The sequence below is a fragment of the Pigmentiphaga sp. H8 genome (genome assembly GCF_003854895.1).
Lineage (GTDB): Bacteria > Pseudomonadota > Gammaproteobacteria > Burkholderiales > Burkholderiaceae_B > Pigmentiphaga.
On sequence record NZ_CP033966.1, the window covers coordinates 1,868,409 to 1,894,615 of the forward strand.

26 protein-coding genes are annotated in these 26,207 nt (G+C 66.9%); 12 read left to right on the forward strand and 14 right to left on the reverse strand.

Features of this window, described 5'->3' with window-relative positions; genetic code table 11:
• The first annotated feature begins 54 nt into the window (after positions 1-54).
• On the forward strand, positions 55-699 hold the full coding sequence (locus EGT29_RS08830; RefSeq protein ID WP_124688670.1) for a peroxiredoxin: 645 nt from the start codon (positions 55-57) through the stop codon (positions 697-699).
• 78 nt (positions 700-777) lie between these two features.
• Positions 778-1,185: a DoxX family protein gene (locus EGT29_RS08835; protein WP_124688671.1), complete on the forward strand. Its 408-nt coding sequence runs from the start codon at positions 778-780 to the stop codon at positions 1,183-1,185.
• Here the strand turns inward: EGT29_RS08835 and EGT29_RS08840 are convergent, their stop codons facing one another.
• On the reverse strand, positions 1,186-2,145 hold the full coding sequence (locus EGT29_RS08840) for a CysB family HTH-type transcriptional regulator (RefSeq protein ID WP_124688672.1): 960 nt from the start codon (positions 2,143-2,145) through the stop codon (positions 1,186-1,188).
• A 292-nt stretch (positions 2,146-2,437) separates the two neighbouring features.
• Between EGT29_RS08840 and EGT29_RS08845 the strand changes: the two genes are divergently transcribed.
• Genes EGT29_RS08845 through EGT29_RS08875 form a run of 7 tightly spaced genes read left to right on the forward strand, consistent with a single transcriptional unit; the run spans position 2,438 to position 9,266 of the window.
• Positions 2,438-3,415, forward strand: coding sequence for a sulfate ABC transporter substrate-binding protein (locus EGT29_RS08845; RefSeq protein ID WP_238160433.1), 978 nt, complete (start codon positions 2,438-2,440; stop codon positions 3,413-3,415).
• Positions 3,416-3,438: 23 nt separating this feature from the next.
• Positions 3,439-4,302, forward strand: a complete 864-nt coding sequence (cysT, locus tag EGT29_RS08850; protein WP_238160434.1) for a sulfate ABC transporter permease subunit CysT — start codon at positions 3,439-3,441, stop codon at positions 4,300-4,302.
• Positions 4,299-5,198: a sulfate ABC transporter permease subunit CysW gene (cysW, locus tag EGT29_RS08855; protein ID WP_124688675.1), complete on the forward strand. Its 900-nt coding sequence runs from the start codon at positions 4,299-4,301 to the stop codon at positions 5,196-5,198. Before cysT ends, cysW begins: the two co-directional genes overlap by 4 nt.
• Positions 5,199-5,220: 22 nt before the next feature.
• Positions 5,221-6,279: a sulfate/molybdate ABC transporter ATP-binding protein gene (locus EGT29_RS08860; RefSeq protein ID WP_124688676.1), complete on the forward strand. Its 1,059-nt coding sequence runs from the start codon at positions 5,221-5,223 to the stop codon at positions 6,277-6,279.
• Between the two features lie 3 nt (positions 6,280-6,282).
• Positions 6,283-7,029, forward strand: coding sequence for a phosphoadenylyl-sulfate reductase (locus EGT29_RS08865; RefSeq protein ID WP_124688677.1), 747 nt, complete (start codon positions 6,283-6,285; stop codon positions 7,027-7,029).
• Between the two features lie 3 nt (positions 7,030-7,032).
• Positions 7,033-7,947, forward strand: coding sequence for a sulfate adenylyltransferase subunit CysD (gene cysD / locus EGT29_RS08870; RefSeq protein ID WP_124688678.1), 915 nt, complete (start codon positions 7,033-7,035; stop codon positions 7,945-7,947).
• Positions 7,947-9,266 carry a sulfate adenylyltransferase subunit 1 gene (locus EGT29_RS08875; RefSeq protein WP_124688679.1) on the forward strand — a complete coding sequence of 440 codons (1,320 nt, stop codon included), beginning with the start codon at positions 7,947-7,949 and terminating at the stop codon, positions 9,264-9,266. Before cysD ends, EGT29_RS08875 begins: the two co-directional genes overlap by 1 nt.
• A 7-nt stretch (positions 9,267-9,273) precedes the next feature.
• On the opposite strand, the gene EGT29_RS08880 is transcribed toward EGT29_RS08875, so the two are convergent.
• The 5 genes from EGT29_RS08880 to EGT29_RS08900 form a co-directional block, all read right to left on the reverse strand.
• Positions 9,274-9,618: a YbaN family protein gene (locus EGT29_RS08880; protein WP_238160435.1), complete on the reverse strand. Its 345-nt coding sequence runs from the start codon at positions 9,616-9,618 to the stop codon at positions 9,274-9,276.
• A 38-nt stretch (positions 9,619-9,656) separates the two neighbouring features.
• Positions 9,657-11,804 (reverse strand): ATP-dependent helicase, encoded by a 2,148-nt coding sequence (locus tag EGT29_RS08885; protein WP_124688681.1) that lies wholly within the window; start codon positions 11,802-11,804, stop codon positions 9,657-9,659.
• 31 nt (positions 11,805-11,835) lie between these two features.
• On the reverse strand, positions 11,836-12,582 hold the full coding sequence (locus EGT29_RS08890) for an SDR family NAD(P)-dependent oxidoreductase (protein WP_161567749.1): 747 nt from the start codon (positions 12,580-12,582) through the stop codon (positions 11,836-11,838).
• A 28-nt stretch (positions 12,583-12,610) separates the two neighbouring features.
• Complete coding sequence (locus EGT29_RS08895) at positions 12,611-13,675, reverse strand: porin (RefSeq protein WP_124688683.1); 1,065 nt, start codon at positions 13,673-13,675, stop codon at positions 12,611-12,613.
• 92 nt (positions 13,676-13,767) lie between these two features.
• Positions 13,768-14,757, reverse strand: coding sequence for a tripartite tricarboxylate transporter substrate binding protein (locus tag EGT29_RS08900; protein ID WP_124688684.1), 990 nt, complete (start codon positions 14,755-14,757; stop codon positions 13,768-13,770).
• Positions 14,758-14,958: 201 nt separating this feature from the next.
• Here EGT29_RS08900 and EGT29_RS08905 point away from each other — a divergent pair, with 201 nt between their 5' ends.
• Positions 14,959-15,678 carry a GntR family transcriptional regulator gene (locus EGT29_RS08905; RefSeq protein ID WP_124688685.1) on the forward strand — a complete coding sequence of 240 codons (720 nt, stop codon included), beginning with the start codon at positions 14,959-14,961 and terminating at the stop codon, positions 15,676-15,678.
• A 3-nt stretch (positions 15,679-15,681) separates the two neighbouring features.
• Here EGT29_RS08905 and EGT29_RS08910 read toward each other — a convergent pair whose 3' ends face one another.
• Positions 15,682-16,479: an alpha/beta hydrolase gene (locus EGT29_RS08910; RefSeq protein WP_124688686.1), complete on the reverse strand. Its 798-nt coding sequence runs from the start codon at positions 16,477-16,479 to the stop codon at positions 15,682-15,684.
• Between the two features lie 162 nt (positions 16,480-16,641).
• Here EGT29_RS08910 and EGT29_RS08915 point away from each other — a divergent pair, with 162 nt between their 5' ends.
• Both EGT29_RS08915 and EGT29_RS08920 read left to right on the forward strand, forming a co-directional pair.
• Entirely contained in the window at positions 16,642-17,799 is a 1,158-nt protein-coding gene (locus EGT29_RS08915; RefSeq protein ID WP_124688687.1) for a PA0069 family radical SAM protein, read from the forward strand.
• A 48-nt stretch (positions 17,800-17,847) separates the two neighbouring features.
• A complete protein-coding gene (locus tag EGT29_RS08920; protein ID WP_124688688.1) occupies positions 17,848-18,633 on the forward strand; it encodes an IclR family transcriptional regulator in 786 nt (261 codons plus the stop codon).
• Between the two features lie 15 nt (positions 18,634-18,648).
• Here the strand turns inward: EGT29_RS08920 and EGT29_RS08925 are convergent, their stop codons facing one another.
• From EGT29_RS08925 to EGT29_RS08955, 7 genes are all read right to left on the reverse strand, one after another.
• Complete coding sequence (locus EGT29_RS08925; protein ID WP_124688689.1) at positions 18,649-20,085, reverse strand: aldehyde dehydrogenase family protein; 1,437 nt, start codon at positions 20,083-20,085, stop codon at positions 18,649-18,651.
• Positions 20,082-20,897: an enoyl-CoA hydratase/isomerase family protein gene (locus EGT29_RS08930; protein ID WP_124688690.1), complete on the reverse strand. Its 816-nt coding sequence runs from the start codon at positions 20,895-20,897 to the stop codon at positions 20,082-20,084. The genes EGT29_RS08925 and EGT29_RS08930 overlap by 4 nt, the downstream gene beginning before the upstream one ends.
• On the reverse strand, positions 20,890-21,750 hold the full coding sequence (locus EGT29_RS08935) for an SMP-30/gluconolactonase/LRE family protein (protein WP_161567750.1): 861 nt from the start codon (positions 21,748-21,750) through the stop codon (positions 20,890-20,892). Before EGT29_RS08935 ends, EGT29_RS08930 begins: the two co-directional genes overlap by 8 nt.
• Before the next feature lie 53 nt (positions 21,751-21,803).
• The gene (locus tag EGT29_RS08940) at positions 21,804-22,946 is read right to left on the reverse strand and encodes an acyl-CoA dehydrogenase family protein (RefSeq protein ID WP_161567751.1); all 1,143 of its coding nucleotides are present in this window, start codon (positions 22,944-22,946) and stop codon (positions 21,804-21,806) included.
• A gap of 14 nt (positions 22,947-22,960) precedes the next feature.
• Positions 22,961-24,475, reverse strand: coding sequence for a class I adenylate-forming enzyme family protein (locus tag EGT29_RS08945; RefSeq protein ID WP_124688693.1), 1,515 nt, complete (start codon positions 24,473-24,475; stop codon positions 22,961-22,963).
• Positions 24,476-24,513: 38 nt separating this feature from the next.
• Entirely contained in the window at positions 24,514-25,485 is a 972-nt protein-coding gene (locus EGT29_RS08950) for a tripartite tricarboxylate transporter substrate binding protein (protein ID WP_124688694.1), read from the reverse strand.
• A gap of 189 nt (positions 25,486-25,674) precedes the next feature.
• On the reverse strand, positions 25,675-26,121 hold the full coding sequence (locus EGT29_RS08955) for a TM2 domain-containing protein (protein ID WP_238160333.1): 447 nt from the start codon (positions 26,119-26,121) through the stop codon (positions 25,675-25,677).
• Positions 26,122-26,207: the final 86 nt, after the last annotated feature.

Below are 26,207 nucleotides of genomic sequence, written 5' to 3' on the forward strand. Positions count from 1 at the left end.
CCGCTTCCCGGGCTGAACGCCAGAATGCTTCATTTGGAAACGTAGGAGACCGACATGGCCGCATTGCGTCTGGGCGACACCGCTCCCGATTTCGAACAGGATTCCTCCAAGGGACATATCCATTTCTACGACTACCTCGGCGACAGCTGGGGCGTGCTGTTCTCGCACCCGGCGGACTTCACGCCGGTCTGCACGACCGAACTGGGCTATACCGCCAAGCTCGCGCAGGAATTCGCCAAGCGCAACGTGAAGGTGCTGGCGCTGTCGGTCGACCCGGTCGATTCCCACCAGCAATGGATCGGCGACATCAACGACACGCAGAACACCCGGGTGGACTTCCCCATCCTGGCCGATGCCGACCGCAAGGTTTCCACGCTCTACGACATGATCCACCCGAACGCCAGCGCCACCGCCACGGTGCGCTCGGTCTTCGTGATCGACCCGGCGAAGAAGGTCAGGCTCATCATCACCTATCCCGCCAGCACGGGGCGCAACTTCGACGAGATCCTGCGCGTGATCGATTCGCTGCAATTGACCGATAACTACAGCGTCGCGACGCCGGTGAACTGGAAGGACGGCGAAGACGTCATCATCGTGCCGTCGCTGCAGGACCCCGAAGTGCTCAAGCAAAAGTTCCCCAAGGGCTACAAGGTCGTGCGCCCCTACCTGCGCACCACGCCCCAGCCCAACAAGGAGTAAGTCCGGGGAGGGAGGAAGTGCCCGTGTCACGGACATGTGCTGTAATGCGGGCCTTCGCTTCCCTCCGATAGGACTTCCATGCTCCAGACCGCCGACGATCTCGGAAAACTCCTGCTGCGCGTGTTCGTAGGGGTGCTCATGCTCATGCATGGCATTCCGAAGGTCATCGGCGGCATCGGTTTCGTGAAGGGGCTGGTCGCCTCGCACGGGCTGCCTACCTTCCTCGCCTACTTCGTCTACGTGGGCGAGATCGTCGCTCCCATCCTGCTGCTCGTGGGGATCTACAGCCGGCTTGGCGGCTTTCTGGTCGCCATCAACATGGTCGTGGCCATCGCGCTGGCCCACTCCAACCAGATATTCTCCGTGGCCAAGAACGGCGCCTGGGCGCTGGAGCTCCAGGGGCTCTACCTGTGCGGGGGCCTCGTCATCGCGCTGATCGGCGCGGGCCGCTTCAGCGCCGGCGGCAAGGGCGGCACGCTGAACTGATCAGGCTCCGGCGGGCTCGGGCTGGCCTGTCACGGCCGCGTCCTCGTCCTGCTGCGCGGTGATCGTGTTGCGGTCCAGGTGCGGTGCGAACATCTCGATGAAGGCAATCGCGAAATTGCGCAGATAGGCGCCGCGGCGCACCGCCAGGCGCGTCATGTTGGACGCGAACAGGTGGTCGGCCGCCAGCGACCGCAGCTTGGTGTCTTCCTCGCTGTCGTAGGCCATGGCGGCGATGATGCCTATGCCCAGGCCCGCCGCCACGTAGGTTTTGATGACGTCGGCGTCCATCGCCGTCAGCACGATGTCCGGCACGATGCCGGCGCGCGCGAAAGCCTCGTCGATGTGCGAACGGCCGGTCAGGCCGGTGTCGTAGGTGATCAGCGGATGCCGGGCCAGTTCCTCGACCGTCGGCCGATCGCGCGCCAGGATGGGATGTCCCGGCGGCGCGACGATGACGTGGTTCCACCGGTAGCCGGCGAAGGTCGATAGCCTGGCGTCGGCCTGCAGGCCCTCGGTGGCGATGCCGATGTCGGCCTGGCCGCTGGCCACCCATTCGGCGATGTGCAGGGGCGAGCCCTGCTGCAGGTTCAGGTGGACCTGGGGAAAGCTGCGCCGGAACGCCTGCACCACCACCGGCAACGCGTAGCGGGCCTGGGTGTGGGTCGTGGCGATGGTCAGCCGGCCCTGGTCGCGGGCGCCGAACTCCTGGGCCGCGCGTTTGAGGTTCTCCTGTTCGAGCAGCAGGCGCTCGATGATCGTGACGATCTCCTTGCCCGGCTCGGTCAGCCCGGTCAGGCGCTTGCCGGCGCGTTCGAAGATCGTCGTGCCCAGTTCGTCCTCCAGTTCGCGTATCTGGCGGCTGACGCCCGGCTGCGAGGTGTACAGCGTATTGGCGACCTCGGTCAGGTTGAAATTGCGGCGCAAGGCTTCGCGGACGGAGCGCAGTTGCTGGAAATTCACGAGGGTTCTCCTGCTTGGGCCGGCGCGACAGCGGGCCGGCGGCGATCAATCATGTTGCGTCGCAAACAAAAAAATCAGAACGAAAATTTGAAAATGATCTAATGCGCATCCGGGCATAACGGCGCGTTTGTTCTGTGTCGCTACGGGTTTATACCGCCGCGGAATAAGTAACCATCCAAGATGTCGTTCCCAAGCATGGGGCTTGTGAACGACCATGCATTCCTCGAAAGACGGAATGGAGCCTGGGATGGCCGGATTGCTGGGAAAGACGCTGGGTGTTGCCGTGCTGGCCATGGCGGCGGCCGTGTCGCCTGTTGCGGCACAGCAGAAGCAGACCCTGCTGAATGTCTCCTATGATCCGACGCGGGAGCTGTACAAGGATCTGGACAAGGCCTTCGCGGCCGAATACAGGAAAAAGGCCGGTGTCGACCTGACCATCCGCCAGTCCCATGGCGGCTCCGGCGCCCAGGCGCGCTCGGTCATCGATGGCCTGGACGCCGACGTGGTCACGCTGGCCCTGGCCTACGACATCGACGCCCTGCACGAGCGCGGCAACCTGCTGCCGGCCGACTGGCAGAAGCGGCTGCCGCAGAACAGCTCGCCGTACACCTCCACCATCGTGTTCCTGGTGCGCAAGGGCAATCCCAAGGGCATCAAGGACTGGGGCGACCTGATCAAGCCGGGCGTCTCGGTCATCACGCCCAACCCCAAGACTTCGGGCGGTGCCCGCTGGAACTACCTGGCGGCCTGGGCCTATGCGCTGAAGCAGCCGGGCGGCAGCGAAGCCAAGGCGCGCGAGTTCATCGCCGAGCTGTTCAAGCACGTGCCGGTGCTGGACAGCGGCGCCCGCGGCGCGACCACGACCTTCGTCGAGCGCGGCCAGGGCGACGTGCTGCTGGCCTGGGAGAACGAGGCGCTGCTGTCGTTGAAGGAACTGGGCCCGGACAAGTTCGACATCGTCGCGCCCTCGCTGTCCATCCTGTGCGAACCGCCCGTGGCCGTGGTCGACAGGAACGTCGACAAGAAGGGCACGCGCCAGGCGGCGCAAGCCTACCTGGAATACCTGTACACCAAGGACGCGCAGGAGATCATCGCCAGGAACTACTACCGTCCCCGCAATCCCGAGGTGGCCGCCAAATACGCGTCGGCCTTTCCCAAGGTGAACCTGATCACGATCGATGGTGTTTTCGGCGGCTGGAAGAAGGCCCAGAAGACCCACTTCGCGGATGGCGGCACGTTCGACCAGCTCTACCAGCCGGGCAAGCGTTGAAGGCCTCCGTTTCCACCCTCGGCATCCTGCACCCGCCCCCGGCCAAGCCCAGGCGGGCGCAGCGCTTCGGCGTGCTGCCCGGGTTCGGGCTGAGCATGGGCTTCACCGTGTTCTACCTGAGCCTGATCGTGCTGATCCCGCTGTCCACCTTGTTCTTCAAGAGCGCGACCCTGGACTGGCAGACGTTCTGGTCGGCGGTGACCGCGCCCCGCGTGCTGGCCTCGTACCGGCTGACCTTCGGCGCCGCGCTGCTGGCGGCGCTGGTCAACCTGGTGGCGGGGCTGGCCGTGGCCTGGACATTGGTGCGCTACGAGTTCCCGGGCAAGAAGGTCGTCGACGCGCTGGTGGACCTGCCGTTCGCGCTGCCGACCGCGGTGGCGGGCATCGCCCTGACCGCGTTGTACGCCTCGAACGGATGGATGGGCCGCTGGCTGGAACCGCTGGGCGTCAAGGTGGCCTATGCGCCGCTGGGCGTGGTCGTGGCCCTGATCTTCATTGGCCTGCCGTTCGTGGTCCGGACGGTGCAGCCGGTGCTGGAGGATGCCGAGCGCGAGCTGGAGGAAGCCGCGGCCAGCCTGGGCGCCAGCCGGCTGCAGACCTTCCTGAAAGTCCTGCTGCCCACGATCCTGCCCGCCTTGCTGACCGGCTTCGCGCTGGCCTTCGCGCGCGCCGTCGGCGAATACGGGTCGGTGGTGTTCATCGCCGGCAACATGCCCATGGTGTCCGAGATCACGCCGCTGCTCATCATCACCAAACTCGAACAGTACGACTATGCCGGCGCGGCTTCTATCGCGCTGGTCATGTTGCTGCTGTCCTTCGTGCTGCTGCTGTTCATCAACCTGTTGCAATGGTGGCAGGCGCGGCGCGGCCTGGGAAAGAACGTATGAGTACCGCCAACCGGCCCGTCCACCTCGATGAGCCCGCCTGGGTGCGGCGCCTGCTGCTCGCGGCGTCGCTGGGCTTTCTCGCGCTGTTCCTGCTGCTGCCGCTGGCCGTGGTGTTTTCCGAGGCGTTGAAGAAAGGCTGGGAGCTGTATGCCGAGGCCCTGATCGAGCCCGACGCGCTGGCCGCGATCCGGCTGACGCTGCTGGTCGCGGCCATCGCCGTGCCGCTGAACCTGGCGCTGGGCGTGGCGGCGGCGTGGGCCATCACCAAGTTCCAGTTCCGCGGCAAGCAGGCGCTGGTCACGCTGATCGACCTGCCGTTCTCGGTCTCGCCGGTGGTCGCGGGGTTGATCTACGTGCTGCTGTTCGGCTCGCACGGCTGGCTGGGGCCGCTGCTCAACGCCAACGAACTGAAGGTCGTCTATGCCGTCCCGGGCGTGGTGCTGGCCACGCTGTTCGTGACTTTTCCCTTTGTCGCCCGCGAACTGATTCCGCTGATGCAGGCCCAGGGCAGCGAGGAAGAACAAGCGGCGCTTACCCTGGGCGCCTCCGGCTGGCAGATGTTCCGCCGCGTGACGCTGCCCAACATCAAATGGGGTCTCTTGTACGGCGTGATTCTCTGCAATGCCCGGGCCATGGGAGAATTCGGCGCGGTATCGGTGGTATCGGGCCATATCCGCGGCCTGACCAACACCATTCCGTTGCACGTGGAAATCCTCTACAACGAATATGCATATCAAGCCTCGTTCGCGGTTGCCTCGGTGCTCGCGCTGCTGGCCTTGGTCACGCTGGTTCTCAAGAGCGTGGTCGAGTGGCGCGGCGGCCGGCAGCTCAAGGACCTGGCGCTCCCCTCCGAATTTCCAGGCGCCGCGCCGCTGCAACTGAAGGCGGCCGGCTGACCGTCCCGGAAAGGTAAAAGACATGAGTATCGAAGTTCGTCATCTCTCCAAGCATTTCGGAAACTTCCATGCCCTCAAGGATGTGTCCCTGCACATCGAATCGGGCGAACTGGTCGCGCTGCTCGGGCCGTCGGGCTGCGGCAAGACGACCTTGCTGCGCATCATCGCCGGACTCGAGACGCCCGACGAAGGCAGCGTCTATTTCTCGGGCGAGGACGCCACCGACGTGCACGTGCGCGAACGCCAGGTCGGTTTCGTGTTCCAGCACTACGCGCTGTTCCGCCACATGACCGTGTTCGAGAACGTGGCCTTCGGCCTGCGCGTCAAGCCGCGCGGCCAGCGGCCTTCCGAGGCGCAGATCAAGGACAAGGTCCACCAGTTGCTGAACCTGGTCCAGCTCGACTGGCTGGCCGACCGCTACCCCTCGCAGCTGTCGGGCGGGCAGCGCCAGCGCATCGCGCTGGCGCGGGCGCTGGCCGTGGAGCCGCGGGTGCTGCTGCTGGATGAGCCGTTCGGCGCGCTGGACGCCAAGGTGCGCAAGGAGCTGCGCCGCTGGCTGCGGCGCCTGCACGACGAACTGCACGTGGCCAGCGTGTTCGTGACCCATGACCAGGAAGAGGCGCTGGAAGTGGCCGACCGGGTGGTCCTGATGAACTCCGGCCGCATCGAGCAGGTGGGTACGCCCACCGAGGTCTGGGAGCGGCCCGCCACGCCCTTCGTCTACGGCTTTCTGGGCGACGTCAACCAGTTCCACGGCCAGGCCCATGCCGGCGTGCTGCACGCCGACGGGCTGACCATCCCCACGCCCGACCTGGCCGACGCCCAGCACGCCAAGGCCACCGCCTACATCCGGCCGCACGAGTTCGACGTGCAGCGCTACAGCGACGGCGACATCGGCCTGGTCACCACCTTCAACCGCGCGTATCTGTCGGGCCCCAGCGCCTACCTGGAACTCACCCGCCAGGGATCGGACCAGCCGGTCGAGGTGGAGCTGCCCGCCGAGGTCTTCCGCCAACTTGACCTGAAGGGCGGCGAGGCGCTGGTCGTCAAGCCGCGCAACGCGCAAGTCTTCCTTACCTGAGCCATGGCCGCCGTGACCGCTTCTTCCTTCCCCTCGCAACGCTGGTCCGAACTGATCGACCGGCTGGACGGCATCGCCCGCGCGCATGCCGACGTGGCGCTGGCCTCGTCGCTGGCCGCCGAGGACATGGTCCTGACCCACGCCATCCTGGATGGCGGGCTGCCCATCGAGATCTTCACGCTGGACACCGGCCGGCTCAACGCCGAGACCGTGGCGATGATCGATCGCATCGCCGGGCGCTACGGCCGCGCCATCGGCGTCGTGCGGCCCGATCCGGCCGCCGTCGAGAAATACGTGTCCGTTCACGGTCTGAATGCGTTCTACGAAAGCGTGGAACTGCGCAAGGCCTGTTGCGAGATCCGCAAGGTCGAGCCGCTGCGGCGCGTGCTGGCGGGGCGGGGCGCGTGGATCACCGGGCAGCGCCGCGAACAGGCCGTGACCCGCGGCGAATTGCCGCTGGACGAACCCGATCCCGTGTTCGGGCTGCACAAGTACAACCCGCTCGCGCTGTGGACCCAGGAAGAAGTCTGGGCCGCCATCCGCGCGCTGGACATTCCCTACAACCCGCTGCACGACCGGGGCTATCCCTCGATCGGCTGCGAACCCTGTACCCGCGCCATCCGGCCCGGCGAGGACCTGCGCGCGGGCCGCTGGTGGTGGGAATCGTCCGACTCCAAGGAGTGCGGACTGCACGCCGGCAACCTGTCGGCCATCCCGGTCTCCGTCGTCACAACCAAGCAACCAGGCTGAATCATGCCCGCTATCCTGAACACCACGCGCAGCCATCTCGACTGGCTGGAATCCGAAGCCATCTTCATCATGCGCGAAGTCGCGGCCGAATGCGCCCGGCCCGTGCTGCTGTTTTCCGGCGGCAAGGATTCCTGCGTGCTGCTCAGGCTGGCGGAAAAGGCCTTCCGGCCCGGCAAGTTCCCGTTCCCGCTGATGCATATCGACACGGGACACAACTTCGACGAGGTCATCGCCTTCCGCGATGCCCGCGCCGCCGAGCTGGGCGAGCAACTGATCGTGCGCAGCGTCGAGGACTCCATCGCGCGCGGCTCGGTCGTGCTGCGCAAGGAGACCGATTCACGCAACGCCGCGCAGGCGGTCACGCTGCTGGAGTCGATCGAGGAATTCGGTTTCGACGCCTGCATAGGCGGCGCCCGCCGGGACGAGGAAAAGGCGCGCGCCAAGGAGCGCATCTTCTCGTTCCGCGACGAGTTCGGCCAATGGAACCCGAAGGCCCAGCGCCCCGAGGTCTGGAACCTGTACAACACGCGGGTCCACGCCGGCGAGAACATGCGCGTGTTCCCGATCTCGAACTGGACCGAGCTGGACGTGTGGCAATACATCGCGCGCGAGAACCTCGCGCTGCCGTCGATCTACTACGCGCACCAGCGCGACGTGGTCCGGCGCAAGGGCCTCCTGGTGCCGGTGACGCCGCTCACCCCGCCGCAGGACGGCGAATCGGTCGAGAACCTGACGGTGCGCTTCCGTACCGTGGGCGACATCTCGTGCACCTGCCCGGTGGCCTCCGAGGCCGCGGACCCGCTGGCCATCATCGCCGAGACGGCGGTGACGGACATCACCGAGCGCGGCGCCACCCGGATGGACGACCAGACCTCGGAAGCCTCGATGGAGCGCCGCAAGAAGGAAGGATATTTCTGATGAACGCCATGACCGATTCCGCATTCTTCTCCGCCGCCGACAAGGGCGTGCTGCGCCTGATCACCGCCGGTTCGGTGGACGACGGCAAGTCGACCCTGATCGGCCGGCTGCTGTACGACAGCAAGGGCATTTTCGCCGACCAGCTCGACGCGATCTCGCGCGCCAAGTACAAGCGCACGGTGGGCGACACCATCGACCTGTCGCTGCTGACCGACGGGCTCGAGGCCGAGCGCGAGCAGGGCATCACGATCGACGTGGCGTACCGCTATTTCTCGACGCCGGTGCGCAAGTTCATCATCGCCGATGCCCCCGGGCACGAGCAGTACACGCGCAACATGGTGACCGGCGCGTCCACGGCCGACGTCGCGATCATCCTGATCGACGCGACCCGGGCGGCGGACGGCCAGCTGCTGACGCAGACCAAGCGCCACAGCACGCTGGCGCACCTGCTGGGCATCCGCCACATCGTGGTGGCGGTCAACAAGATGGATCTGGTCGATTGGGACCGCGAGGTGTTCGAACGCATCCGCGGCGCCTATGCGGCGCTGGCCGCGAAGCTGGGCATCGCCGGCTTCCACGTCCTGCCGCTGTCGGCGCTGACGGGTGACAACGTCGTCGGCAAGTCAGAACGCACGCCCTGGTACCAGGGGCCGGCCCTGCTCGAGCTGCTCGAGGCGCTGGAAGCGCGCGCGGATGATTCGGACAAGGCCCTGCGCTTCCCGGTGCAACTGGTCGCGCGCCATGGCGGCGACCGGGCCGACGATTTCCGGGGCTACATGGGGCAGCTGGCCAGCGGTTCGCTGGCCGTGGGCGATCGGGTGCTGGTCCAGCCCTCGGGCGTGGCGGCGACGGTGAAGTCGCTGGTCGTCCATGGCGGAGAGGTAGAGGGCGCCATCGCCGGCGACTCCGTTACCGTCGTGCTGGACGAGGACGTGGACGTGTCGCGCGGCGACGTGCTGGTGCACGCGTCGGCGCCGGCCTTTGTCGCACGGCAGTTCCAGGCCGAGATCTGCTGGCTGGATACGCAGGCCCTGAATCCCGCACGCAAGTACCTGCTCAAGCACGGCACCCGCCTGACCTCGGCCAGGATCAAGTCGGTGCTGGTGCGGCGCGACATCCACGAACTCGGGGAAGTCCCGGCCGCCGACACGCCGTTCGCGATGAACGACATCGGCCGTGTGGAAATCGCCACCCGCGACGCGCTGGCGCTGGACGCCTACGACGACATCGCGGCCACGGGCGCCTTCATCCTGATCGACGAAGCCACGCACCAGACGGCCGCGGCCGGATTGATCCGGCTTTCTCCTGCCCAGGCCTGACGCGCGGCTAGCGGGGTTCCGGCCGCCGCCATAGCCACACGGCCACCGCCAGCATGATGGCGGTGGACAGCCCGGCCGTCCAGCGTGGCACGGGGGCGACGAAGAGGATGGCGGCGCACAGCACCATGGTGGCGGTGGCGCTCCATTTGGCGCGGCGGCTGACGGAGCGGTCGGTGCGCCAGTTGCGGATCATGGCGCCGAAGAGCGGGTGGCGCTCCAGCCAGGCCAGCAGGCGGGGCGACCCCCGGGCGGCGAACCAGGCCGCCATCAGGATGAAGACCGTGGTCGGCAGGCCGGGCACGAAGATGCCGACGATGCCCAGCGCCAGGCATGCCAGCGCCACCAGCAGCATCAGGCCGCGGATGACGATGCCGGGATCGGAAGAGGGTTTCACTGCCGGCCCGGGCCGCCGTCGGCGGGCAGCCACTTGGCGAAGAGCCGGCGCGGCATGGCCGGCGAGATCCACCATTTGCGCTGCACGTTGTCCCACTGCGCGCCCAACTGCTTGGCCGCGTCCTTTTCGCCGTAGGGCACGTCCAGGTAGACGCGGGGTGGCGTGGCCGGCGCGACGGCGGCGGCCGGCCGGGCGCGCGCGGCCGCACGCGCCGCGGGCAGGTCCAGCGCACGGATGAAATGGCTGTCGTGGCCTTGCGGCGTATACAGGAACAGCTTCTCGCTGGTCCGCGTGATGGCGACGTAGAACAGCCGGCGTTCCTCGGCCGGATCGGCATGCGCCTGCGGAAATTCGCCGTCGGCGACGAAGGGCATGTGCACGAAGCGCCATTCCTTGCCCTTGGCCGCGCGCGCGGTGGTCACGGCGAGCGGTTGCCGGTTCTTTTTCAGCGCGCCGCTGCGGCGCTGGGCCTGGTGCAGGTGGTCCAGCAGGCCGGCGGCGTCCAGGCCCGTAGCACGGGCATAGGCGATGAAACCATCGATGGAGCGGGTAACGGCCTGGGCGTCCAGCCGGTGCACGAACAGGCGCCGCGTGACGTCGGCCAGTTGCAGCTCGGTCGCGGCATGGGCCAGCAACTCGCCTGCCGAGAGCGAGGGCGCCTGGGCGATAAGGTGGTCGCAGACCTCGGCGAAGCGGGCGCGCCAGCGGCGGGTGGCGGGATCCACCGTTTCCTGCGCGTCCGTGGCGCGGCTGAGCCGGCCGCTGTAGAAATAGCGGATGGTCTCGGGGTCGGTGGCGATGGTGCGTTCGGCGTCCGCCCACTCGCCTTCCGTATAGTCCAGTCCCGCGAACAGGCCCAGCGCCCGCAGGATGGCCTTGACGTCGCCGCGCTCGCGCACCGGTGCCATCGACAGCCGGGCGATGTGCAGGATGCCGCGCAGCATCAGGATCTCGATGCGGTCGAGATAGCTCTGGCAGCCGTCCATGGCATAGGGCAGGCCGCGCGCGATCAGCGCGTTCTCCAGGGCGATGCTCTGGTGCGCGTCGCGCAGCACGACGGCGCAGTCGGCCAGGCTGCGCGCGGCGCCCGACTCGACCAGGCCTGCCAGCGCATCGACCACCTGGCGGCAGCAGTCGTCTTCCGGTCCCGTGCCGTAGCGCACGACCTCGACCTCGGTATCTTCCTCCCGCCCGGATTGGAAGACCTGGGCCGTCAGGGCCTGGGCGCACGCGCCCAGCGTCGCGCCGCAGCGGAACGAGTTGGTCAGCGGCAGGCGCCGGGTGCCGGGGAAAAGATGCTCGAAGGCCTCGCCCATGTAGCGGGGATCGGCGCCGTTCCACGAGTGGACGACCTGCTCCTTGTCGCCGGCCGCGATGATGCGGGTACGCGGGCCGGTCAGCTTGCGCAGCAGGCTGATCTGGGCCGCGTTGGCGTCGTGCCATTCGTCCGCCACGACCAGCGCGGGGCAGGGCAGGGGCACGATCTCGCCCAGTTCATCGGCAATGGCCAGCACGTCGGTGACGAGATCGTGCTCGCTCTGGAACGCGAAGTACCCGGCATCGATCCGGCGCAGCCGTTCGTAGGTGCGGCAGATGGACAGCAGTCCGCGCGGCAGGTCGAACTCGTCGGCCAGTTCCGCGTCGGAGACGTCCTCGAAGCGGGCGAACGCCAGCGTGCCCTTGAGCCGGGACAACTGGTTGATCACGATCTCGGCGTGCAGGTTGTTCAGGTCGTAGCCGTATTCCCGATCCGCCTGCGGGTCGGCCGCGGCTTCCTCGATGGCCTCGAACACGCAGGGTCGCATGGCTTCGGCGTCGGGCAGGTAGTCCTGGGTGCCGTCGATCAGGCCTTGCGCCTGCCAGTCGGCCAGCAGCCCGCGCGCGAACTCCGCATAGGTGGCGACCCGGATCGAGCGCGACGCGCCGGCCTGAGCCAGGCGCTGCAGGAAGACCTGCCGGGCGGCCTCGGTGAAAACCAGCGCGAGGATGCCATCGGCCGGCGTGCCCTGGCGCTCGCGATAGGCCACGCACTGGGCCAGGGTCGTGGTCTTGCCCGAACCGGCCACGGCGTCGATCAGCAGGAATTGGCCGGCATGCGAGACGATCTGCCGCTGTTCCGGCGTCAGCAATAGAGGGGAACTCATGGCCGGAAGTGTAAACCGCCGGCCTTGGATGCTAGATGCCCAGGCCGCCCAGCGATTTGCCGCCGTCCACGAACAAGGTCTGGCCGGTAATGAACTTCGTGGCGGGCGAGGCGAAGAACTCGATGGCGACGGCGATGTCGTCCGGCGTCGCCGGCGCGCCGCCGGGCTCCAGCGCCACGGCTTTCGCGTACTGGTCGGGTGGCATGGTGCGCGTCATCGGGGTATCGGTGAAGCCGGGCGCGATCGAATTGACCGCGATGCGGCGCGCGCGTAGTTCCAGCGCCATGGCCCGGGTCAGGCCGATCACCCCGGCCTTGGAGGCGACATAGTCGGCGAAGCCGTAGCCGCCCAGCGCGCCCCGCGACGATACCGTCACGATGCGACCGCCGGGGAGCATGCGGCGGGCGCCTTCCTGCGCGGGCACGAACACGCCCAGCAGGTTGACGTCGACGGTGCGCCGGAAATCCTCGTCCGAGATTTCGTCGAACTGGCGCGGCGTGTAGACGCCCGCCGCGCAGACGACCACGTCGACGCGGCCTTCGCCATCCATGATGCCGGCCACGGTCTCGCGGTCGCGCACGTCGGCCACGTAGCCGCGCGCGTCCAGCCCGAGCGCCGACAATTCCCCCGCCGCCGCCCGGACCCGGTCCTCGCCCAGGTCCAGAAGGGCCACCCTGAATCCCGCCAGGGCCAGGCGCCGGGCCGCCGCGTAGCCGATGCCCGAGGCGCCGCCGGTGACGTAGGCGACCTCCTTGCCGATGGGGGGAACGTCGTGCATGGCTTGCTCCTTCATCGCGCCGTGGCGCTCAGAACTGATGGTTGATACCGACGCTGAACGCGCGGTTGCCCGCCGTCATGTTGCCGATGTCGTTGGCGTTCCACACCCGGTAGAAGCCCGTGGGCGAGGTGTTGGAGGCCTTGTTGTCGATATAGGCGTACGACGTGTACAGGCTGGTGCGCTTGGACAGCGAATAAACGTAGCCGATCGCGTATTGCTGCGCGTCGAAGTTGTCGGCCGACCGGTCGTTCTTGTTGATGTAGGAAAGGATCAGCCGCCCCTGGCCGATCGGTACCACCGCGCCCACCAGGATGTCCTGGGACTTGTAGTTGGGGGTGCCGGGCACGATGGCGCCGCGGTTGATGACGTAGTTCAGGTAGCCGATTACCGGGCCGAAGTCGTAGCGGATGCCCAGGAAGGTTTCCTTCGCGTCCTTGCCGGGGCCGTTCGCGTCCTTGGCATAGGCGTAGGCGATCTTGCCGCGCAAGGGGCCGCGCACATAGCCCAGCGCAGCGCCGTACTGGTCGTTCTGGCTGCCGTTCGTGGTCTCGCCCGGCGCGTACGAACCCTCCAGTTCCAGGCCGTGCAGCGATGGCGAGTTGTACTTCACCGCGTTGTCGAAGCGGTTGCTGCCGCCGCGCCCGCCGGCCGAGATCAGGTTCGCCGACGTGCCGGCCATGCCGGTCGAGAACGGGTCGAGTTCCGCCTGGGCCACGGCCAGCGTGGTGTATTGTCGGCCCAGCGTGAGGCGGCCATAGGGCGTGCCCAGCCCGACCAGCGCCTGCCGGCCGAACAGGGTGCCGCCCTGGCCTGACATGCCGGTGTCCATCAGGACGCCGGCCTCCAGCGCGAAGAAGGCGCTCAGGCCCGAGCCCAGGTTCTCCTGGCCGCGGAAACCCAGGCGCGAGCCGGACATCATGCCGCTGGTGAGCTTGTTGCGCGAGCCGTCGGCGGCGCCGCTTTCATGGACGAAGCCCATGTCGGCGATGCCGTACAGGGTGAGGCCCGTGGTCTGGGCGTGGGCGGAGCCCGCGCCCGCCAGCAGGCAGGCGAACGCGTACCGCTTCATGGTGGTGTGACCGACCTTGAACATTGTTGTCTTCCAAAGGAGAAAGCGTGCCCGTGCGTGGGCAGGGGAGGGGCGCGGGCGACCAGCCCCCCGGCGTGGTCGCCCGCGTACGGCGCTCAGTTGGCCTGGATGCCGAATTCCTTGATGATGCGGGCGTAGCGGGTGTCCTCGGCGGCGATGCGCCGGGCCAGCGCGTCGGGCGTGCCGCCCGTGGGCGTCAGCCCCATCACGGCCGCGCGGGAAACGATGTCCGGCATCCTGATGATCTCGTTCACCGCCGCGTTCAGCTTCTGCACGACCTCGGCCGGCAAGCCGCGCGGCCCGAGCAGGGCCTGCCAGGCGCCGACCTCGACGTTCTTGTAGCCCAGCTCGGCGAAGGTGGGGACCTCGGGCGCGAAGGGCGAGCGCTGCGGGTCGGCCACGGCCAGCAGGTGCAGCTTGCCGTTGGCGACGTACGAGGTGATGGGGCCGAGGGTGGTGTACATCAGCGGGACCTGTCCGCCCACCAGGTCGACGATGGCCGGCGCGCTGCCGCGATACGGGATCTGGTTGATCCGGGTGCCGGCGGCCTTGTCGAACAGCTCGGCCAGGATGTGCATGGGCGATCCCGCGCCGGGGCTGGCATAGCTTTGCAGCGTGCCCGCCTTCACGCCCGCCACCACTTCCTTGACCGACTTCACGCCGGATTGCTGGGAGCTGGCCAGGAACAGCGACTGCGTACCGATCTCCGCGATGGGCGTGAAGTCCGCCTGGGCGTTGTAGTCGGCGCCGGTGCCGGGCTTGAGGACGTGCGGCACGATGGCCAGCGTGTTGGGCGCCAGCAGCAGCGTGTAGCCATCGGCGGCGGCTCGGGCCACGTAGGCGCTGCCGATCGAGCCGGCCGCGCCGCTGCGGTTCTCGACCACGACGGGTTGGCCCCATTTGGCGCTGAGCTTCTCGCCTATCCAGCGGGCCAGGACGTCGGTGTCGCCGCCCGCGGGATAGGCGACGATGATCTTGACGGGTTTGTCGGGATAGCCGGCCGCCGCGGCGGGAGCGGACAGCGCGGCGAGGGAAACCGCCGCGGCGAAGGCGGCGAGCGTGGTGCGTCTTGCGAGATCGGTCATGGCCATCCCTGTAAGCCCTAGGAGTAATTTATATGAACTACTTAAAATATAAGAAGTGTGGAAAATATAAATTATTTGTTGTTGTATGAATTTAGGGAAAAACCCTGGCCTTACGCGAACCACCCATGAAACAAGGTCATGGGCTAAAATTTATGAATAACGTATTTTGTATATATTCAACCGTCGTCGGAGCGGTACCTCATGCGATCAGCCGAAACGCCCGCCAAGGCCCGGACGCCCGCCCCCAAGGCACCTTCGGAGACCATGTCCGAACGGGCGTACCAGCACCTGCGCGCCGACGTGATCGCCGGCGCGCTGGCGCCCGGCCAGAAGCTCAGGCTGCAGGCCTTGCAGCAGCGCTACGAACTGGGCATCAGCCCCATACGCGAAGCCCTCATGCAGCTGTCCGGCGAAGGCCTGGTCAGCAACGACGGCCAGCGCGGCTTCAGCGTGTCGCCGTTGTCCAAGGAGGACATGCTCGACCTGATGCATGCGCGCACCTCGGTGGAGACGCTGCTGCTCCAGGACGCGATCGAACACGGCGACGACGACTGGGGCGCCAGCATCACGGCCGCCTACTACAAGCTGACGCGGGCGCGCCTGCCCCAGGATCCCAACGACCTGGTGGCGGTGGAGCTGTGGGAAGCGGCCCACCGGGGTTTCCACGCCGCGCTGCTGGCCGCCGCGCGGTCGAAGTGGCTGATGCGCATCGACGAGCAATTGATCGATCATTCCGAACGCTACCGCAGGATCCGGCTGGCCTATACGGCCTCGGCGCAACAACTCGAGGACGATGTGATGAGCGAACACGCGCAGTTGATGGAGGCAGCCCTGGCCCGCAACGCCGGCCTGGCCTGCGAGCTGCTGCGCACCCACTTGATGCGGACCGCGCAGGTGCTGGGCGAGCGCTTCGCCGAATAGGCGCTAGCGGCAGGTCCGCGCCACCAGCGACTCCAACTGCCCGTACCAGGCGTGGGCCGGGTCGGCCAGCATCAGGTGGGTGTCGAAGTGATCCAGGTCCTGCCAGGCATGCAGGCCGGCGCCGGCGGGCTGGCGTTTCAACAGTTCGTGCATGCGCGTGTTGGCGCCGATCACGCGGGCGCTGTCCCGTTCCCCGTAGCTCGACATCATCGGCACGAGATTGCCGGCGGTCCAACTGATGGCGCTCATCAGCGCGTCCTCGCGCGGCTGTTCCAGCAGAGTGGAGTACACCCGTTCTTCAAGGCTGCCGGGCTCGGGGCGGGGGTCGTGCAGGTCCATGACGCCGCTGATGGGCAGGCAGCCGCGGATGTCGCCGGGCGGCACGCCCGCCTGTTCCAGCGCCGGCTTGCGCAGGGCCGCCATCGCCGCGGTGCCGCCGCCGGCCGAGTGTCCCGATAGATAGAGATTCCGGCAGTCGCCCCCCCACTTGCCCACGGTCCGCCGCAGCTCGCCCAGCAGCAGGGCCGCGTCGTCGTACGCGGCGGGCAGCCGGTGGCGGGGCGCCAGGCGGTAGGTGGGCGCGACGAACAGCAGCCCCCGCCGGATCACGGCCTCGGCCATGAAGTGCACATATTCCTTGTAGCCGTTGGTCCAGCCGCCGCCGTGCCAGAACACCAGCACCGGCGCGTCGCGCATGCCAGGGGCGGCGAACACGTCGTAGCGGTGCTGGGGATCGGGCCCGTAGGCCTGGTCCCGGGCGAGCAGGGAACTGGCATCCAGGCCGCGAGCCCATTCCAGCACCGTGTCTTCATAGCGCTGCGCGGCGGGAAAAGGCAGGGGAGGTTGCGCGGGGAGTGGGGGGGGGGGGCATGGCTCGTCTCATTAATTTCTAATTAATTATAGAAATTATATATTTTTAAGAAAATATTTTTTGTTGTGTGACGAACAGTCAATTGTGTCGGAATGCTGTATGGATATACAGTATTCCGGGTGGAAAACGATGATCTGCCGCCAGACGGCTACCCCCAGGCGCCCCCCGTGCCGCAGCGCGGGCGCGGGGCCGTGCTCAACGTCAGGCACCGGTTCGAGGGCGACCAGCGCGACGCGGTCGACGACGGCTGGGCCGCTCCGGAAGAAGCGCCGCCCCCGCTCAGGACCGAGGTCGCCATCGAGCGCGCGCGCAAGATCCTGTCCCGCAACGACTCCCCGGACATCCCCTTCGACCGCGCCATCAATCCCTATCGCGGCTGCGAGCACGGCTGCGTCTACTGCTTCGCGCGGCCCACGCACGCCTACCTGGGCTGGTCGCCCGGCCTGGATTTCGAGACCCGGCTGGTTGCCAAGGCCAATGCGGTCGAGGCACTCCGGGCCGAGCTGGGGCGTCCGGGCTACCGGGTGGACGTCATCAACATCGGCTCGGCCACCGACGCCTACCAGCCCATCGAACGCCAGTGGAAGCTGACGCGGGGGCTGCTGGAACTGCTGCTTGAAACCCGGCACCCCGTCTCGCTGGTCACCAAGGGTGGGCTGGTCGCGCGCGATGTCGACCTGCTGGCGAAGCTGGCGGAACTGAAGCTGGTCGCCGTCTATGTCTCGATACCCACGCTGGACGGACGCGTGGCGCGGACGCTCGAACCGCGCGCGGCCGCGCCGTGGCGGCGGCTGGATGCCATCCGGACGCTGGCCGGCGCCGGCGTGCCGGTCGGCGTTTCGCTCGCTCCGGTCATCCCTTTCATCACTGACGACCACATCGAACACGTGATGGAAGCGGCCAAGGAAGCCGGTGCGCGGGCGGCTTTCTACACCATGCTGCGCCTGCCCTGGGAGGTCAAGGACGTGTTTTCGGACTGGCTGGACGCGCATTTCCCCGACCGCAAGGCTAGAGTGCTGCACTGCCTGGAGGACTTGCGCGGCGGCAAGCTCAACGACGCGCGCTTCGGCAGCCGCATGCGCGGCCAGGGCATCTGGGCCGACCTGGTCGCGCAGCGCTTCGGGCGCGCCGCGCGCCGGCATGGGCTGGCGGACCGGCGCATCGAACTGGATACGGGGTTGTTCAGGCCGCCGGCGTCCACGACGGTTCGCGATATTTCCGATGCGCGCCAGATGTCTTTGTTCGGGTAGGCTGGCATACTGCAATGGCCTTGATCCGTCTGTTTCTGCGCTTCCGGAATGATCGATCCTATTGAAGACCGGCAGTTCGTCATTGCCCTTGCCAGGGGTCTCGCGCTGTTGGAGAGTTTTCGCGCCAAGCGGCCGCTCCTGACGAACCAAGAGCTGTCCGAGGCAACGGGACTGCCGCGCTCATCGGTGTCGCGGCTGACGCACACCCTTATCAAGATGGGCTATCTCGAGTTCGACAGCCGGCGCACGGGCTATCGCCTGGGCACCAAGGTGCTGTCGCTGGGCCATGCGATGTTGGGGGGTATGGACCTGCGGCCGTTGGTCCGCCCGCACATGAAAGACATCGCGGAACGTATCCGCGGGCAAGCAGCGCTGGCCACCGAGGAGGCCTACAGCATGATGGTGGTGGATGTGGTGATCAGCCCCCAGGGTACCCAGGCGCCGCTCGAGGCAGGGGCGCACGTAGGGATCGCCAACACTGCCATGGGGCGGGCCTATTTCGCATCATGCAGCGCCGCGGAACAGAAGCGGATCCGGCAGCGCCTGCTTGCCCGGCGCCAGGGAAGCGGCGGACAAGTCCTGGAGATCCTGGCCAAGGCCGAAGCCGACTATCGTGAACTGGGATACTGCAAGTCGATCAGCGATTGGCAAAAGGATGTCAGCGGCGTTGCCGTGCCGCTCTACCTGAGGGGGTTCGGACGTCGGATGGTATTGACGTGCGGCGCGCCGCAAACCGAGTTGTCGCCCCAACAGATCGCCGGCACGGTCGGCCCCATGATGGTCCGAACCGCGCACAGCGTCGAGAAGGTGTTCGAACGCTGGATCGTTCGATAGGACGGCGTTCCCTGTTCAGTTGACCGGCTGCGGCAGTTGGACGGATTTCAATTCGACGAATTCGTCCAGGCCATGGCGGCCAAGCTCGCGTCCCAGTCCCGACTGCTTGTAGCCGCCGAACGGCGCGGCCGGATTGAAGGCGGCTCCGTTGATGTCGACCTGGCCTGTGCGCAGGCGCCGCGCGAAGGCCAGTGCTTCCCGGTCGTCGCCAGCCCAGACGGCTCCGGCCAATCCGTAGCGAGAGTGGTTCGCGATGTCGGCGGCATCGTCGGGGTGACGATAGCGGAGCATGCAAAGGACGGGGCCGAAGATTTCTTCCTGAGCGGTTTCCGCATCGGGGCGAACGTCGCCCAGCAGGGTGGGGGCCACGAAATAGCCATGGCCGGGCAGGTCGGGAGAGTCGGGGCCGCCGGCCAGCAATTGCGCGCCGTCGTCGATGCCCCGGCGCACGTAGCCGTGGATACGGTCGCGATGGGAGGCGCTGATGACAGGGCCGAGGCGGGTACGTTCGTCCAGCGGGTCTCCGGGAGTGAGCGTGCGCAATTGCGCACGCGCCAGGTCGATCGCCTCGTCGTAGTCCTCGGCCGCCACGAGCAGGCGCGTCAGGGCCGAGCAGGTCTGGCCCGAGTTCAGCATGCAGGAGGCGACCGCATGCTTGACCGAACGCGCCAGATCGGCGCCGCGCAGGACGACGGAAGCGGATTTGCCGCCCAATTCGAGCCGGACGCGTTTGATGGTCTGCGCGGCGCGAGTCATGATATGCCGCCCCACCTGGGTGGATCCAGTGAACGAGACCACGTCGATGCCTGAATGGGAAACCAGGGCTTCGCCGGTGATGGCGCCTGCGCCGGGAACCAGATTGAAGACTCCCGGCGGTACACCGGCGGCGTCGAAGATCTCCGCCAGCATCAGCGCGCAGCCTGGGGTCAGTTCCGAGGGCTTGAGCACGACTGTGCAGCCAGCGCCCAGGGCGGGAGCGAGCTTGGCCACGATCTGGTGCAAGGGATAGTTCCAGGGCGAGACCGCCGCGACCACGCCGGCGGCCTCCCGCAGCACTAGGGAATGGCCCATTCGTTCGGACCAGGGGTAGGACGCTAGGAGTGCCGCCGTCTGTTCAAACGTGGAGATGGGCAGTTCGACCTGGATGCGGCGGCACAGCTTGATGGGCATGCCCAGTTCTGTCGAGATCGAACGCGCGAGGTCCTCGGCACGGCTACGCATGCCGCTGGCGACGCGCTGCAGAAACTCGGCCCGCATCCCGGTTTCCATCGCGGACCAGGAGGTGAATGCTTGCCTTGCCAGTCCGACCGCGTGATCCACATCCTCGGGCGTGCTTTCCCTAACGAGCGTGGCGGGCTGCTCCGTGTAAGGGTTGAGAGCGGTCAGTAGACGCGTGCCGGATGCGCGCAACCAGCCTCCCGCGTAGTAGTCGTGATGGGCCGCGGCGGTCATGGCCTGTCTCCCGTTGTGGATCGTTGCTCGGTGCTTTCGGCTTGCAGACGCTGCTGTCGCCGTGTTTCCAGGAAGCCGCGCATCAACGCCTGGGGCTCGCCCGTCGCATACTCGGCCTGATGGCAGCGGATGACGGCGTCGAATGCCTGATCGAATTCCCGCTGGGTCTGTGCGACGAAATGCTCCTTGGTCAGCGCCAGTGCCTGCGAGGGATGGCCGGCCAGTTCCCGGGCCAGCGAGCGTGCATGCGCCAACACCTCGGCACGCGGGACCAGGTCATTGATCAAGCCCAACTCATGGGCGCGTTGGCCCGAGATCATCCGGCCGGCGATCGCGAACTCCGAAATCCTGCCCTGGCCGAGATGGCGCGACATCAGAAAAGGTCCCACGATGCTGGCGAGGCCCATGCGGATCTCTGGTTGTCCCAGCTGCATGTCGGCGAAGCCTACCCGCAGGTCGGCCATCAGGCCCAGATGGAAGCCGGAGCCGGCGGCGAGGCCGTTGAATGCCGCAACGAGGGGTTTGCGGCTGGCGCGGACCGCTTGATACATGGCCCTCTGGTGAGACATCCATGCAGGGATATCCTGGGGGCGGTAGGCGGCCGCTTCATGAAGATCCTGTCCGGCGGAGAAGGCCCGTTCGCCCATGCCGGTCAGGACGATGGCCCGTACGCCGGCATCGTTCTCCAGATCGAGCAGCGTGTCGGTCAAGGCCGAGCGCAGGGAGTGGTCGAAGGCGTTGAGCGCCGCCGGCCGGTTCAGGGTCACGGTGACGACGGTGCCGGTCTCCACTTGCACGAGAGGTTCATCCATGGCTGTCGCTGCCTTGGCCGGGGGTGGACACGAAGCGGGGTTCCGACAGGCCGCGGATGCCGGGCCGTACCGTCAGCAGGGAGCCGGCCAGGGGCTCGCGCGCAAGGGCGGCTGCGTCCAGTCCGACGGTGGCCGACGTGACGTACAAGATGTCCAGCGAATCGCCGCCGAACATGACAGAGGTCGGCTGCGAGACGGGCAGTTCGATGACGTAGTCGAGCCTGCCATGGGGGTCGTAGCGATGGAGGCATCCTCGTCCGAACAGCGCCACCCAGATGCCGCCGTCCTGATCAACCGTCAACCCGTCTGGTCCGCCAGGGCCGGGCGCGAACTGATGAAGGGTGCGCGGGCGGGCCAGGCTCCCGCCGGCTAGGTCGTAGTCGAAGGCATGGATGCGCAGCAGGGCGGTATCGGCGAAGTAGAGCGTGCGATCGTCAGGGCTCCATCCCACCCCGTTGGACAGCACGAAGCCGCTTGCCATTCGCGTGCAGCGGCCGATTCCGTCGAAACGGTACAGGGCGCCGACCGGGTCGCGCATCCTGCGGTCCATGGTGCCTACCCAGAAGCGGCCGGCACGATCGCATTTGCCGTCGTTGAACCTGTCTTCGCCCAGCGCCAGGCCGTCCGGCACCCGCCACTGCGGCGTTCCCCCCGGCGTGTCGAGCGTAGCGAGGCCGCTGCGGAACGCAAGCGCCAGGCCACCCTCGCGCAGTAGCGTCAGGCAGCCGGCAGGCTTGGGCAGGCGCCAATTGTCGACAGTGCCGTTCCGGTCCAGACGCCACAGCGTGGGGTTGCCGATATCCAGCCACCACAGGACCTGCTCGACCGGGCACCACAGAGGACTTTCGCCCAACAGGTTCGAGCACGGATGCGCCACGTCGACACTGCCGCGGGAGAGCCGGCGCATCATGGCCCCTCGTACGGCCGTGCCTCGCGCAGCAACTGGCGGCTGATGACATAGCGCTGGATTTCCGAGGTGCCTTCGTAGATGGTCGTTCCCCTGACTTCGCGATAGTAGCGTTGCATGAAGTAGCGGGTGTTCAGCCCGTCGCCGCCCATGATCTGTACGCCCTTGTTGACTACCCGGACCGCCATTTCCGAGGCATACATCTTTGCCATCGCGCAGGCCATCGAGGCTTGCCGGTCCTGCCCCTCGTCCTTGAGCCAGGCTGCCTGCCATACCATCAGGCGCGCCGCTTGGATCTCCGTCGCCATCTCCGCCAGCTTGGCCTGGATCGCCTGGTGTTTGGTCAGCTCGCGCCGCTGCGCGTAATCCAGGGCCAGGTCCAGCGCGCCCTGGGCAAACCCGACCGAGTGGGCACCGACGGCCGCGCGGAAGACGTCCAGCGTCTGCATGGCCCACCGGAATCCTTCGCCCGGCTGGCCGAGTATGTTGTCGCGGGGAATGTGACAGTCGGCCAGTTCGAGCTCGCCCACCACATAGGGCACCATGAAATTCATCAGCTTGCCGCTCAGGCCTGGTGTGCCTTCCTCGACGACGAAGGCGGAAACGCCCTTTGCGCGCTGCGAGGGATCGGTCGAGGCGAAGATCACGTAGGTACCCGCGACCCCGGCGTGGGAAATCAGGCGTTTGCTGCCGTTGAGCACCCATTGGTCGCCGCTGGCCACGGCCGTCGTCTTGAGTCCTCCCGCGTCCGAGCCGGATTCTTCCGTGACGGCGAACGAGGCGAGGCGGTCCATGTTCGCGATCGCGGGGACGAAGCGGCGTTTCTGTTCGTCGGTTCCTCCGAACAGGATGGCGGTTCCGCACAGGCCCTGCTGCGCGAACATATGGTCCGCATCGGGGCACAACCGGGACATCTCCTCGCGCAGGACGCAAATGGCGAGCGAGCGTTGGCGATGTTCGAGCCTGCCGCCGCACTCGACGGGGTAGATATGGGGGGTCACCTCGGCAAGAATGCGCTGGATGTCGCGATTAGGACCGTGCATTTCGCCCGCGGCCTTCGCGGTGGGGATCATCTTTGTTGTGGCGATGTCGACGATCTGTTCGCGTAGCCGTTGAAGCTCGACGGGAAGCTTGAAATCCATGGGAGGGTTCCTTCTCAGCGGGAAAGGGGAAGCGCCGGGTCGGCGCCAGTCAGCAGGGGTTTGATGACCTTGCCGGTTGCGTTGCGCGGGAGCTGCGTCCGAAACTCGATGGCCTTGGGGCGCTGGTAGCCCGGAAGGTTGCTGCGGCACCATTCGTCCAGCGCCTGCGGCGTCAGGTCCGAGCCGGGGCGGGGGACGGCCACCAACTTGACTATTTCTCCCCAGCGTTCGTCGGGCACGCCCACGACCGCGGCCTCCTGGACATCCGGATGGCCGGCGATCGTCATTTCGATGTCGACGGGGTAGATGTTGACGCCGCCGCTGATGATCATTTCCTTCTTGCGGCCCACCACGTACAGCAGGCCGTCGGCGTCCAGGCGCCCCAGGTCGCCCGTGTGCAGCCATTCGTCCACGAGTGCCGCGTCGGTAGCCGGCTGGTCGCAGAAGTAGCCGGACATCATCCTGGCGCTGCGGCCGATGATTTCGCCGATGGCACCCGTTGGCAGGGCGGCGCCGGTTTCATCGACGATGCGGATGTCGGTGTATAGGACGGGCGTGCCGACCGAACCCGGATGGCAGACTTGCCGCTCTGGCCGCAGCACCGTGGCCAGTCCTTCGGAGATGCCGTACATCGTATACAGATTGGGCGTGAGGCGGCGCAGGGTTTCCGTCCGTACAGTTTCGGGCAGGGGCTCCCCCACCGTGACCAGGCACTGGGTGGAGTCGGGTAAGGGAGTCTGGATACGGGAGTCGGAAAGCATGCGGCGTAACTGCGTGGGCACGAGCAGCGCGTGCGTCACGGCGTGTGCGTGCCAGGCCCGCGCGGCCGACGCCGGATCGAACTTGTCCTCCAGGACCACGCATCCGCCCACCGCCAGGGTGGGCAAGGCCATGATCAAGGCACTGTTGTGGTAAAGCGGCGTGGCGAGCAGGGTGCGGCTCTCGAACGTCAGGCCGAACTCGACGGCATAGATGTGGCATGCCGCGGCCCGGGCTCGATGGCTGTTGACGATGCCCTTGGGACGCGACGTGGTGCCGGATGAAAACATGATGGTGCAGGCCGATTCTGGATCGATTTGGAGATCCGGCTCGGCCTCGGACGCGTCGCTGAGCAGCGCTTCGTAGGAGTCCGGATACCCGCCCGGATCGATCACGAGATCGAGGCGTGTGCAGGACGGGGGTAGGCGTTCGAGCAGTTCCCGGCTGGCCAGTGCGCAACGCACGCCGGCCAGTTGGAAGATGCCAGCGATCTCTGGAGCTTGCAGCATGGCGTTCATGGGGATCAGCGTGAGACCGGCCTTCGCCGCCCCCCAATAGATCTCCAGCATTTCTACGCAGGCTGGCATGGAGGCCGCCACGGTATCGCCAGGCGCAAGGCCGGCGCCCAGCAGGCCATTGGCCAGGCGGTTGACCCGCTTGTTGAACACCGCATGCGTGATCCTGCGATCGCCGTGGATCAGCGCCGGCCGTTCGGGATGGGCACGCGCAGCGTGGGCGAGGATCGCCGAGAAACTCAGGGAGGAAGGCATGGGAATGCGTCCGGAGCGAGAGGGGAGGCCGCGGGTCGCTATTGAGGCTTGATGCCGGCGGCGTCGGCTATGCGTTGGAAGCGCTGGATCTCGGAGATCTGGAAGCTGCGCATCGCCTCCGGCCCGAAGGGCATCAGTTCGCCGCCGGTGCTGGCCGCAAAGGTTTTTGCCTCGGGCGACTCCAGCGCCGCCCGCAGCGCGCCGGCGAGCTTGTCCAGCCGCTCCGGCGAGGTGTCCGCGTGCATGAAGAACGAGACCCATAGATAGGTCACATAGTCCGGATAACCGCTTTCCTTGACGGTGGGGACGTCGGGAAGATCAGGGTGCCGGTGGTCGCCCGTGACCGCGACGGCGCGCAGCTTGCCGCTCTTGAGCAAGGGTTCCACGCCGCTCATGTCGACGCAGGCGGCGTCGATATGGCCACCCATCAGGTCGCTGAATGCCGCCGCTCCACCCTTGTAGGGAGTGTTGATGAACCGGAAGTCGGCCTGCCTCGCCAGCCACTCCATCGCCAGTTGATAGCCTGGCGCGATGGTGCCCACTGTCATGGCGCCGCTACGGCGTTTGGCGTTGTCGACAAGGTCGCCGAGGGTACGTATCGGCGAGTCGGGTTTGACGGCGATCACCAGCATGCCGCGCGTCAGGCCGGACAGGGGCTTGAGGTCGCGGACCGGGTCGTAGGGCAGGTCCTTGACCATGATCGGATTGACCGCCATGAGGCTGTTGCTGCCCAGCAGGATGCTGTAGCCATCGGCCGGGGCAGTGCGTAAAGCCGCGACGGCTACGGCGCCGTTGCCGCCCGGCCGGTTTTCCACCACAAAGGGCAGCTTGAACCGCCGCTCCAGTTGTTGGCTGAAGAACCTGGCGGCGAGGTCGGAGGTGCCACCTGGGGTGAAGGGAACGATGACCTTGACGGGCCGTGCAGGGAATTCGCTCGATTCCTGCGCCAGTGCGACACCCGAGATGAGGCCGAGGACGATACCCAGGCCCAGCATAAGTCGCTTCTTCATGTCTCTCTCCGCCTTGCCAACGTGTGATGGGGGCATCCGGGACGCGCTGAGGCGTCTCGAACCCACTCGAGGAATGTCGAGTGGGTGGCGGGATTGTTGATGAGCGGCGGAAGTTGCGTCCATCTGAATTCCGCACTGCGGAACTCAGATCGAGGAAGGACCGCCCTGGTCCTGGGCGGTTGCCCGCGATCAGGCCGGGATGCCCTCGAACAGGCTCTGGAACAGCAGGACGATGCCCAGCATCAGGATGGCGGTACCCACGGCCAGCGTGATGCCGGCCACCAGCACCGGCCCCCAGCCGGTGCGCGACTGCCGCGCCTGGCCCGGGTTGTACCTGGCATCGAACTTGGCATCGGAGGTCAGGCACAGGACGATGGCCTCGATGAAGCCCACGACGGCCGGGACGAGGAACAGGAAGAAGGCGGGATGGAAATACCACGTTTCGCTGCGCAGCGCGGTGCCTATCATGATCAGCGAGAACAGCAGGACGATCCAGCCGTGGCGGCGGCCCAGGTACCACCAGTGCGCGCCGGCCCAGCCCAGCACGGCGGCCAGCAGTCCCGCCACGGTTTTATGGCGGAATCCTCGGGTCGGCTGGGGGATAGGGGACGTATCGTCGGCGGAAGAGGTGGACATGTGGTGGGAATCCATCGTAGAAGAGCTTGATTTTGAAGGACTTTACCGCATCCTTGCTTGCTAGGCCTAGAAGGCCGGGCTATACT

What these genes read in the sequence shown, in the direction of transcription:
- EGT29_RS08955 (WP_238160333.1), bottom strand. Translation starts at nt 26,121, where the DNA reads ATGTCCACCTCTTCCGCCGACGATACGTCCCCTATCCCCCAGCCGACC.
- EGT29_RS08940 (WP_161567751.1), bottom strand. Translation starts at nt 22,946, where the DNA reads ATGGATTTCAAGCTTCCCGTCGAGCTTCAACGGCTACGCGAACAGATC.
- EGT29_RS08875 (WP_124688679.1), top strand. Translation starts at nt 7,947, where the DNA reads ATGAACGCCATGACCGATTCCGCATTCTTCTCCGCCGCCGACAAGGGC.
- cysD (WP_124688678.1), top strand. Translation starts at nt 7,033, where the DNA reads ATGCCCGCTATCCTGAACACCACGCGCAGCCATCTCGACTGGCTGGAA.
- EGT29_RS08845 (WP_238160433.1), top strand. Translation starts at nt 2,438, where the DNA reads ATGGCGGCGGCCGTGTCGCCTGTTGCGGCACAGCAGAAGCAGACCCTG.
- EGT29_RS08880 (WP_238160435.1), bottom strand. Translation starts at nt 9,618, where the DNA reads ATGCTGCTGGTGGCGCTGGCATGCCTGGCGCTGGGCATCGTCGGCATC.
- EGT29_RS08930 (WP_124688690.1), bottom strand. Translation starts at nt 20,897, where the DNA reads ATGGATGAACCTCTCGTGCAAGTGGAGACCGGCACCGTCGTCACCGTG.
- EGT29_RS08945 (WP_124688693.1), bottom strand. Translation starts at nt 24,475, where the DNA reads ATGCCTTCCTCCCTGAGTTTCTCGGCGATCCTCGCCCACGCTGCGCGT.
- EGT29_RS08895 (WP_124688683.1), bottom strand. Translation starts at nt 13,675, where the DNA reads ATGTTCAAGGTCGGTCACACCACCATGAAGCGGTACGCGTTCGCCTGC.
- EGT29_RS08860 (WP_124688676.1), top strand. Translation starts at nt 5,221, where the DNA reads ATGAGTATCGAAGTTCGTCATCTCTCCAAGCATTTCGGAAACTTCCAT.
- EGT29_RS08835 (WP_124688671.1), top strand. Translation starts at nt 778, where the DNA reads ATGCTCCAGACCGCCGACGATCTCGGAAAACTCCTGCTGCGCGTGTTC.
- EGT29_RS08890 (WP_161567749.1), bottom strand. Translation starts at nt 12,582, where the DNA reads ATGCACGACGTTCCCCCCATCGGCAAGGAGGTCGCCTACGTCACCGGC.
- EGT29_RS08905 (WP_124688685.1), top strand. Translation starts at nt 14,959, where the DNA reads ATGCGATCAGCCGAAACGCCCGCCAAGGCCCGGACGCCCGCCCCCAAG.
- EGT29_RS08900 (WP_124688684.1), bottom strand. Translation starts at nt 14,757, where the DNA reads ATGACCGATCTCGCAAGACGCACCACGCTCGCCGCCTTCGCCGCGGCG.
- EGT29_RS08830 (WP_124688670.1), top strand. Translation starts at nt 55, where the DNA reads ATGGCCGCATTGCGTCTGGGCGACACCGCTCCCGATTTCGAACAGGAT.
- EGT29_RS08885 (WP_124688681.1), bottom strand. Translation starts at nt 11,804, where the DNA reads ATGAGTTCCCCTCTATTGCTGACGCCGGAACAGCGGCAGATCGTCTCG.
- EGT29_RS08925 (WP_124688689.1), bottom strand. Translation starts at nt 20,085, where the DNA reads ATGACCGCCGCGGCCCATCACGACTACTACGCGGGAGGCTGGTTGCGC.
- EGT29_RS08865 (WP_124688677.1), top strand. Translation starts at nt 6,283, where the DNA reads ATGGCCGCCGTGACCGCTTCTTCCTTCCCCTCGCAACGCTGGTCCGAA.
- EGT29_RS08920 (WP_124688688.1), top strand. Translation starts at nt 17,848, where the DNA reads ATGATCGATCCTATTGAAGACCGGCAGTTCGTCATTGCCCTTGCCAGG.
- EGT29_RS08915 (WP_124688687.1), top strand. Translation starts at nt 16,642, where the DNA reads ATGCTGTATGGATATACAGTATTCCGGGTGGAAAACGATGATCTGCCG.
- EGT29_RS08950 (WP_124688694.1), bottom strand. Translation starts at nt 25,485, where the DNA reads ATGAAGAAGCGACTTATGCTGGGCCTGGGTATCGTCCTCGGCCTCATC.
- cysW (WP_124688675.1), top strand. Translation starts at nt 4,299, where the DNA reads ATGAGTACCGCCAACCGGCCCGTCCACCTCGATGAGCCCGCCTGGGTG.